Genomic DNA, 8,880 nt, shown 5'->3' on the forward strand with positions numbered 1-8,880 from the left:
GAGTGTAAGTCATGTTGGAATCGATTTTACGCATTTCGATAAAGCGAAAATTCCTAGTGCTGGTGATGGTATTAGCTTTAGCCGGATTAGGCATATGGAACTTCACTAAATTGCCGATTGATGCGGTGCCGGACATCACCAATGTGCAGGTGATGATCAACACCGAAGCCCCAGGTTATACCCCGCTTGAGATTGAGCAACGGGTCACCTTTCCCTTGGAAACCGCTTTGGCAGGTTTACCTGGGCTAACTTACACACGTTCCGTTTCTCGCTATGGCTTGTCTCAAGTGGTTGCCATATTCAGTGACGACACGGATGTGTATTTTGCCCGCCAGCTCGTGAACGAACGATTATCCGCAGCCCGTGCTGAATTGCCTGTAGGACTTGAGCCGCAGCTTGGGCCTATTGCGACAGGCTTAGGTGAAATCTTTATGTTTACGGTGGATGCATTGCCTGATGCCACCCACGCCGATGGTTCGCCGATCACCCCAATGGATTTACGCACTGTGCACGATTGGACGATTAGACCGCAGTTGATGCGAGTGCCCGGCGTTGTTGAAGTGAATCCTATTGGTGGTTTTGAACGTGAAATTTTAGTGGCTTTCAAACCAGAAAAACTTTTGGCCTTTGGCTTAACCCAAGCGGATGTTGTCGATGCCATTGCTAAAAATAATCAAAATCAAGGTGCGGGTTTTATTGAGCAAAACGGCGCGCAGTGGCTACTGAGAATGCCCGGTCAGGCAGAGGATATGGCCACGATTGGCAATATCCCGCTGAAATCGGCCAATGGATCAGCCTTGACCATCAAAGATGTGGCAGAGATTGAAAATGGCCAAGGTCTACGAAACGGTGCCGCCACGCAGAATGGCCGTGAAGTGGTTATGAGTACCGTGTTTATGTTAATTGGTGAAAATAGCCGCACCGTAGCCCATGCCGTGGGCGAAAAGCTCACAGAAATCAATGCGACTTTACCAGAAGGGATTGTGGCCACTGCCGTATATGACCGCACCACCTTGGTAGATAAAACGTTACAGACAGTACAAACCAATCTACTTGAAGGCGCAATTCTGGTGATCGTGGTGTTGTTTGTCTTGCTAGGAAACTTTCGGGCGGCATTTTTAACCGCATTAGTCATCCCTTTTGCCATGTTGATGACCATTACGGGCATGGTGCAGACTCGTGTTAGTGCTAACTTGATGAGCTTAGGGGCTCTGGACTTTGGTTTATTAGTGGATGGCGCGATCATCATTGTTGAAAATTGCCTGAGGCGTTTAAGTCAGGCGGGGGATGATCCCTTACCATTAAAAGAACGTTTAGAACTCGTCTTTGAGGCCACTCGCGAGGTTATTCGCCCGGCACTGTTTGGTGTCTTTATCATAACGGCGGTCTATTTGCCGATTTTTGCGCTGGAAGGCGTGGAAGGCAAAATGTTCCATCCAATGGCCATTACAGTGGTGATTGCACTGTTAAGTGCAATGCTGCTTTCCGTCACCTTTGTTCCTGCAATGGTTGCACTGCTGTTTAAAAAACCGGTGAAAGAGAAACACAGTCCACTTATTCGTGGCGCAGTGTTCTTATATCGCCCGGCCTTAAGTTGGGTTATTAAAGGGCGCTGGATGGTTGTCATCGCTGCCACGCTGTTAGTGGCAATCTTTGGTTATCAGGCGACGAAATTAGGCAGTGAATTCGCACCTAATCTAGATGAAGGGGATATTGCTATGCACGCCCTTCGAATTCCGGGAACCTCGCTGAGTCAGGCAATCGCCCTGCAGGAAACACTGGAAGATAAAATTAAACAAATGCCAGAAGTTGAGCGGGTGTTTGCCAAAATCGGTACGGCTGATGTCGCTACCGATGCGGTTCCTCCCAGCGTGGCGGATAACTTCATTATCTTAAAACCACGTGAGCAGTGGCCCAATCCTAACAAATCTAAAGCACAAATCGTCGAAGAACTTGCTGCTCTAGTCGCCCCCATTCCGGGTAATCGTTATGAATTCTTGCAACCCATTCAGATGCGTTTCAATGAACTGCTGGCAGGGGTAAGGGCAGAACTTGCCATCAAAGTGTTTGGTGATGATTTTGATACGCTCACAGCACTGGGTGCAGAAATTGAGTCCGCTATCGCTCAAGTCGAAGGCGTTGCAGATATTCAGGTTGAGCAGAGCACGGGGCTAACGATGCTGAACATCATTCCTAATCGTCAAAAGCTGATGCAGCATGGTATCAGTATCATGGAGGTGCAATCTCAGGTTGCAACCGCGATGGGAGGGACTGTGGCGGGTAAATTCTACCAAGGGGATGTGCGTTCAGATATCGTGGTGCGTCTTGATGAGTCGCGTAGGCAGAACATCGATGCGCTCAGTTATCTACCAATTACGTTGCCTGGCGGTCAAAGCATTCCACTTCAAGAATTAGCCTCCTTAGAGCTGGTTTCTGGTGCTAACCAAATAAACCGTGAAAACGGTAAACGCCGAATGGTCGTTACTGCTAACGTACGTGGACGAGATTTAGGCAGCTTTGTCGCCGATATTCAGACTGTTATTGGTGAAAAAGTAGCAATTCCCGCAGGTTATTGGCTGGAGTACGGTGGCACCTATCAGAAACTGCAATCGGCTTCAAAACGCCTCAGTATTGTGGTGCCTGTTACCTTGTTGATGATTATCGGGTTGCTGATGTTGGCGCTTAACTCCTTTAAAGACGCAATGATTATCTTTACTGGTGTGCCTCTGGCGTTAACTGGTGGGATTGCGGCGCTGTTGCTGCGCGATATTCCGTTCTCAATTTCGGCCGCGGTTGGCTTTATTGCATTATCGGGCATTGCGATTTTAAACGGTCTGGTAATGGTGTCCTTTATCCGCCAATTGCGTAAAGAAGGGATGGGACTCGATAGCGCCATTTTTGAAGGGGCACTTACAAGGCTGCGTCCGGTCATAACCACCGCATTAGTCGCCTCGCTTGGCTTTATTCCGATGGCCCTCAATACCGGTATTGGTTCTGAAGTGCAACGGCCACTGGCTACCGTAGTGATTGGCGGCATTATCTCCTCTACGCTATTAACGCTATTTCTTATCCCCGCGCTATATCGAATTTTACACAAAGAAAAGGAGTCTATTTTGACTGAAGTAGAAGCAATGGAGTTAGTTGATGCCAAATAAGCTATTAAAAATCAGCCTATTCCTCTTAATTGGACTGTTAGGTTTTATCAGTGTCGATGTATTGGCCCATGGGGTCGATGACAATACCCGAGCCTTTTTAGAACAAAACCAAGGGGTGCAATTTATTCCGTTTTTGTATATCGGGGCTAAGCATATGATCACCGGATACGACCACTTACTATTTTTAGTGGGGGTGATCTTCTTTTTGTACCGCAGCAAAGATGTGTTGTTGTATGTCACCATGTTTACTATTGGTCACAGCACAACGTTGTTACTTGGCGTTATGACTGATGTTCAGGTCAATGCGTATTTGATCGATGCCATTATCGGCGTATCAGTGATCTACAAAGGTTTTGATAACTTAGGTGGATTTAAGCGCTGCTTTAATTGGCAACCCAATACCCAAATGGCGGTGTTGATCTTTGGTTTGTTCCATGGCTTTGGACTGGCAACCAAATTACAGGAATTTGAACTGTCACAGGAAGGCCTGTTTACCAATTTATTGGCATTTAACATCGGGGTGGAGATCGGGCAATTTGCTGCGTTGGCCTTTATTTTGATAGTGATTAACGCTTGGCGTCACTTTCCTTCATTTCAGCGATTTTCAACGCTCACAAACACGGCACTCATGAGTGCCGGGATCATGCTGATGGGCTATCAGCTTACTGGTTATTTTGTAAATTAACTAATAAAAAGAGAAGATTATGCAACACACTGTGAGTTCAACCACTTTAGTCAAAGCCAGTATTTCCGCAACTGTCATTGCGGCCGTTGCTCTGGTGACTTTTATCCTTCCTGCCGAGTACAACATTGACCCGACAGGCGTAGGCCAAAAATTGGGATTAACGACACTTGCACAAGCCGCTGAAGCCGAAGGTGTGGTTTCAACGCAGGGCTTAGGTGAGAAAAACAGCCAAGAATTTCAAACGATTGAAGTGGTTGTTCCCGCTGGTCGAGGCGTCGAATATAAGTTTGCTATGCCACAGTATGCCAAAATGACCTATGAATGGTTAACTGATGGCGACGCTTTGTATTTTGACCTCCATGGTGAACCAGAGGGAGATACTACAGGTTATTTTGAGAGTTACACCATAGCAACATCAAACGAAATGAAAGGGAGCTTTACGGCACCTTTCGCGGGTTCCCATGGTTGGTATTGGAAAAATAAATCGGATAAACCGATAGCCGTACAGCTACTGGTTAAAGGGCAGTATGACGTCATTGGCCTTAAATAATAATTGACATAATTTGGAGAATGCTATGAAAAAATTGATAACAGTTGTCGCCCTATGTGGCCTATTAATGAATGGTAGTGCTTTAGCCCATGCTGATCATGGTGTGATTAGTGGGCAAGGTGCAATAAAGGTTGCCGCTAAGTCACTCAATCAAATGACATTTAAAGACTTTGGTTTTGAGGTAGGTAAATTAGATGGCTCATGGAAAGAGGTACCTGAATCACAATTATCCATTGTGACCTTTGAAGGTAATTTTTATGTAATAAGCGCTGTTAACCCCACCACTAAAAAACAGGTCTTTCTGAAAATCGCCAGTAACGGTGAATTATTGGAAGTTAAAGATACAAACAAGTTCTAATATCCCGATATGATGCTGTCTAGTACGCATTAGACAGTGCCATAGATATCCCTCTTGAATATATATTTTCACTTATTGTTAGATCGAGCATTGCCATACTTTTGGTAATTCGAATCTGTGGAATTAGAGTTAAAATTCTAACGCGGAAATGTCCAAAAGTGAGTTTGAAAATGATCAAACTTAATTATGAGAAACTGAAATTCGTCCTCAGATAAATTATCAAACAATAGCGGTATTACCGTTCATGACACCCATAATTTTTATCAAACTTTATTATGGTCGTACAGGTGTTAATGACTAACATCGATTGGCCATCCGGCGCGACATGTGCGACTCAGGAAGAGGACGGTGAAATCATTTTCTGGAAAGCCCCGGTGGAGACTGTATTGTCAGTGCGTGACGACGCTGAAAGCCGTGGTGATCTGCCATCTCTTCTCCATAAGGATATGGTACATAGCTGGTATCATAGGGATAGCGGCCATGACGATGATTTACCAGAGCTGGCGTGTGATTGGCGTACCGCGTTAGTCACCAAACCAGCTCGGTTCTAAGTTAAACGATGACAGAGATAGGCCAGAGATGAAAATCAGTAAGTTAGTTGAACATCAGTACCGTGCTAAGCCAAAACAGCTGGCGTTAAAACCGATCCTTCACCTCGTCTGCGTCTTAGAAGAAATCCTAGGAAATGCCAGTGCTGAGCAACTGCTGGCTATTATCAAAGACCATCAACAGCTAGTTGCGTTGCGTAAGCAATGCGCCACTCCGCACCACAACACGCTTGACGTTTATCGGATAGTGCGGAAAACCTCGCCGTTCAGGGCGAGGATGAATAGCGCAACGGCGAAGCCGTTCTGAGGGCTACGCCGGAGTTTGTTGCTGCTCAATATACTGCCGGATGATCTCAATTGGCGCACCACCACAGCTCCCCGCAAAATAACTGGGCGACCAGAGCGCACCTCCCCAGAGTTTCTTTTTGATCGAAGGGTAATTCTTTTTTCGGATCATCCGGCTGGATACACCTTTGAGACTGTTAACCAGATTCGACAAAATCGCTTTCTATTTCCATAGACCAATCTATAATTGAGTTGTATTGACACAGTATGAGCAAGCCATGCAACGACTGCAAGCCTACAAATTCGAACTGATTGTCACTGGAGAGCAGCAGCGCCAGATGCGCCGCTTCTCCGGTGCTTGTCGGTTTGTCTATAACAAGGCGCTGGCGTTGCAAAAAGAACGACATGAGCAGGGTGAAAAGAAACTATCGGCCTTTGAACTGAATAATCTGTTACCACAATGGAAAGCAGAGCCAGAAACAAAATGGCTGTCTGATTCACCTTCTCAAACGCTGCAACAGTCGCTGAAAGATTTAGATCGGGCGTACAAAAATTTCTTTGCCAAACGAGCAGACTTCCCGCGCTTCAAAAAGAAGGGTCAGTCAGATAGCTTTCGCTATCCACAAGGGGTGAAACTGGAGCAAGGCAATAATCGACTCTTCCTGCCCAAGCTCGGCTGGCTGCGTTACCGCAACAGTCGGACGGTGGAAGGTGAGATTAAAAACGTCACGGTCAGTCAGGTTTGTGGTAAGTGGTATGTATCGATCCAGACCGAGCGGGAAGTTGAAATTGCCGTGCATCAGGGCGATGCCATCGGCATTGACATGGGCATTGCCCGCTTTGCCACCCTGTCCGATGGCCGTTTCTACGCCCCGCTCAACAGTTTCAAACGGCACGAAACCGCTTTGCGCAAGGCGCAGCAGGCCATGAGCCGCAAGGTAAAATTCAGCAATAACTGGAAAAAGGCCAAAGCCAAAGTTCAGCGCATTCATTCCAATATCGGCAACAGCCGCCGTGACTACCTGCATAAAATATCAAACGACATTAGCAAAAACCACGCGATAGTCTGTATTGAAGATTTGCAGGTCAAAAACATGTCAAAATCAGCGGCAGGAACCGCCGAGCAACAGGGTAGGAATGTTAGGGCGAAGTCAGGCCTGAATAAAGCCATTCTTGATCAAGGCTGGTTTGAGTTCCGTCGCCAGCTCGATTACAAGCTGGCATGGAATGGCGGCCACCTGATCGCCGTTCCACCGAAAAACACCAGCCGGACGTGTCCGTGCTGTGGTCACATATCGAAGGATAACCGCGCCACGCAAGCTCGGTTTGCCTGTGTGGAATGTGGCTTTGAAGAAAACGCCGATGTCGTCGGCGCGATCAATGTATTAAGGGCGGGACACGCCCGATTAGCCTGTGAAGTGAGTGGTGCAACAATGCCGCCAGCAGCAGGAACCCACCGAAGCGAGTCCGGCGTTCGCGCCTAACCGCAGTAGGAATCCTCGTCGTTTACGGCGAGGAGGATGTCAAATAACATCTTAAGTGGTGAGTTAAGAGAGGTTCGAAATGACTGATGAACGCTTAGATAGAATGCACAAACTGGCTCAGCGTTTAGCTAAAAATGGCACGATGGATCAGCTAACCATGCGAAAAATCGATGCACTCGCGCTCAGCGCAAAGCTAGATGAAATGACAGCAGAGCGAATAAAGCATATTAGGGAGCGTGAGCACATTAGCCAAGGTGTCCTCGCTACGATTCTGAATATGAGCAATGAGAGCATTCAAAAATGGGAACAGGGAAAGTCTAAGCCACAGGGTGCCGCGTTAAGATTGCTTAACATGATTGATAAGAATGGCATTGAGTGTGTGCTTTCTTAAGAGACACAAGCCGCAGACGGAGCCGATGGTTCCGTTTTTTGCTTCTACCGTTCAAATTCCTGCAAATCTGCACCAAGCTAAATCACACCTAACAGCATGAATGTAAAGTGTTAACTTAAATATTTTCAGCTTAATTCCACCGAATCAAAGTTTGAATTTAGCCCTCCCTTACTTAAAATAATGTGACATAATTTACTATTAAATACCCCTACGAGAATTTGCGCATGGTTCAATCAAATCAACAGATAGAAACGATTTTAGCCGCATGGCTTAGCGTGGGGAATGAGTTCAATCCTCATAATAAATTGTATCGGCATCCTGAGTTTATCTTTAGAAAAGCCGGAGAGTGGAATGGATGGAATGATTTTTTTGGTCTGAGCCCCGATGCAGACACTTATGAGGAAAATGATCGAATAAATGAGTTAGAGAATCAGGCTTGGGAGTTATACAAAGAACGCTTTCATCAAGTGCGCCTTCCTTAATATATGTCCCCTGGGAGCGTTGCCGGGAACAACACATCTCCCATGTAAAGGCCTAACAGAGTTACGGACCTGGGGGAATCATGTCCCGGAGCTGAAGAAGTCCCGGACTAAAACACTCACATCTATGTCAGTGCTTAACACACATCTCAACGTCGCTTCATATCTATCCGGGCATTGGCCAAAATCAACAATTCCCATGTAATCGCCTAACAGAGTTGTCAGCCTGGGGGGAAAGCGTGTCCCGGAGCTGTCGTACTTGAGCCATCAGAAAAACATCAATCCCCGTTTGAGAGATTCCCTAGAAATTTGTGTCGTTTTGAATCTGTGAGAAGCTGCTAGAAACTCAAAGCAGGAGCGTACAAGATGACGATGAATATCCTAGGGACAGTAACAACGAGCGAAGGTGGCAGCACTCAATGCCTTAATCAATCCGGCAAGTGGGACTGTAGTTCTCTCTTTAATTGCTGTGATTGCGGCGTAAGCGACGGCGGCGCGGGTTGCGGTTGTCAATACTGTTTTAGCTGCAATGCTTGTGATCATTGCCTACAAGAAGAATGAATCGCTATGAGACCACTGTGTTATTCGGCAATAAGGGCGCGATTAAGCGCCTTTTTCCATGCTTAATGGCAATAAAAACCCGCACTAAGCGGGTATTAATTAGAAGGGACGCTCTTAGCCATTAGAGGTTTTCACCCGACTTTCCGCACCTGATTTAGGAATAAATTTGCCGATACCGTTCGCCTAACACGTCGAGAATGATCTGCTGGTCCACTGTGAGTCCTGTGACTTGAGGTGGCGCCTCTCCCAACTGGTACTCGTGCACCCCGCCAAAGCGTAAAAAAATCCACCGCGCAGTCGGTTTTTGCGTGGGTTTCTTTTTCATGTCCGCCACACTCCGGTTCTGCTCTACTAAGCCCTGCCGGATCCGGTGCTCCAGCGCCG

Annotated in this window: 9 protein-coding genes and 2 pseudogenes; 9 read left to right on the forward strand and 2 right to left on the reverse strand. The window is 46.7% G+C overall.

Annotated features, from left to right (window positions below):
* Positions 1-11: 11 nt before the first annotated feature.
* The 6 genes from L5M37_RS22515 to L5M37_RS22540 all read left to right on the forward strand — a co-directional run bounded on the left by L5M37_RS22515 (position 12) and on the right by L5M37_RS22540 (position 5,603).
* Positions 12-3,155, forward strand: a complete 3,144-nt coding sequence (locus tag L5M37_RS22515) for an efflux RND transporter permease subunit (protein WP_011787746.1) — start codon at positions 12-14, stop codon at positions 3,153-3,155.
* Positions 3,145-3,840, forward strand: a complete 696-nt coding sequence (locus L5M37_RS22520) for a HupE/UreJ family protein (RefSeq protein ID WP_011787747.1) — start codon at positions 3,145-3,147, stop codon at positions 3,838-3,840. Before L5M37_RS22515 ends, L5M37_RS22520 begins: the two co-directional genes overlap by 11 nt.
* A gap of 19 nt (positions 3,841-3,859) precedes the next feature.
* Positions 3,860-4,390: a hypothetical protein gene (locus tag L5M37_RS22525; RefSeq protein ID WP_011787748.1), complete on the forward strand. Its 531-nt coding sequence runs from the start codon at positions 3,860-3,862 to the stop codon at positions 4,388-4,390.
* Positions 4,391-4,415: 25 nt separating this feature from the next.
* Positions 4,416-4,748, forward strand: a complete 333-nt coding sequence (locus L5M37_RS22530; protein ID WP_011787749.1) for a DUF6488 family protein — start codon at positions 4,416-4,418, stop codon at positions 4,746-4,748.
* A 293-nt stretch (positions 4,749-5,041) separates the two neighbouring features.
* Positions 5,042-5,299: a hypothetical protein gene (locus L5M37_RS22535; RefSeq protein ID WP_218737364.1), complete on the forward strand. Its 258-nt coding sequence runs from the start codon at positions 5,042-5,044 to the stop codon at positions 5,297-5,299.
* A 28-nt stretch (positions 5,300-5,327) separates the two neighbouring features.
* Complete coding sequence (locus L5M37_RS22540) at positions 5,328-5,603, forward strand: hypothetical protein (RefSeq protein ID WP_259216134.1); 276 nt, start codon at positions 5,328-5,330, stop codon at positions 5,601-5,603.
* A 3-nt stretch (positions 5,604-5,606) separates the two neighbouring features.
* On the opposite strand, the pseudogene tnpA reads toward L5M37_RS22540, so the two are convergent.
* Positions 5,607-5,804: pseudogene (tnpA, locus tag L5M37_RS22545) on the reverse strand (IS200/IS605 family transposase); the annotation flags it as partial.
* A gap of 55 nt (positions 5,805-5,859) precedes the next feature.
* On the opposite strand from tnpA, the gene L5M37_RS22550 reads away from it, so the two are divergent.
* The 3 genes from L5M37_RS22550 (at position 5,860) to L5M37_RS22560 (ending at position 7,938) form a co-directional block, all read left to right on the forward strand.
* Positions 5,860-7,065 (forward strand): RNA-guided endonuclease InsQ/TnpB family protein, encoded by a 1,206-nt coding sequence (locus tag L5M37_RS22550; RefSeq protein WP_086904945.1) that lies wholly within the window; start codon positions 5,860-5,862, stop codon positions 7,063-7,065.
* Positions 7,066-7,144: 79 nt separating this feature from the next.
* Positions 7,145-7,456 (forward strand): helix-turn-helix domain-containing protein, encoded by a 312-nt coding sequence (locus L5M37_RS22555; protein ID WP_140906700.1) that lies wholly within the window; start codon positions 7,145-7,147, stop codon positions 7,454-7,456.
* A 224-nt stretch (positions 7,457-7,680) separates the two neighbouring features.
* Complete coding sequence (locus L5M37_RS22560; RefSeq protein ID WP_259216132.1) at positions 7,681-7,938, forward strand: hypothetical protein; 258 nt, start codon at positions 7,681-7,683, stop codon at positions 7,936-7,938.
* Positions 7,939-8,650: 712 nt separating this feature from the next.
* Here L5M37_RS22560 and L5M37_RS22565 read toward each other — a convergent pair.
* Positions 8,651-8,880: pseudogene (locus tag L5M37_RS22565) on the reverse strand (IS1634 family transposase); the annotation flags it as partial.

The organism is Shewanella sp. SM69 (assembly GCF_025653985.1).
In the GTDB taxonomy this organism is placed as follows: domain Bacteria; phylum Pseudomonadota; class Gammaproteobacteria; order Enterobacterales; family Shewanellaceae; genus Shewanella; species Shewanella oncorhynchi.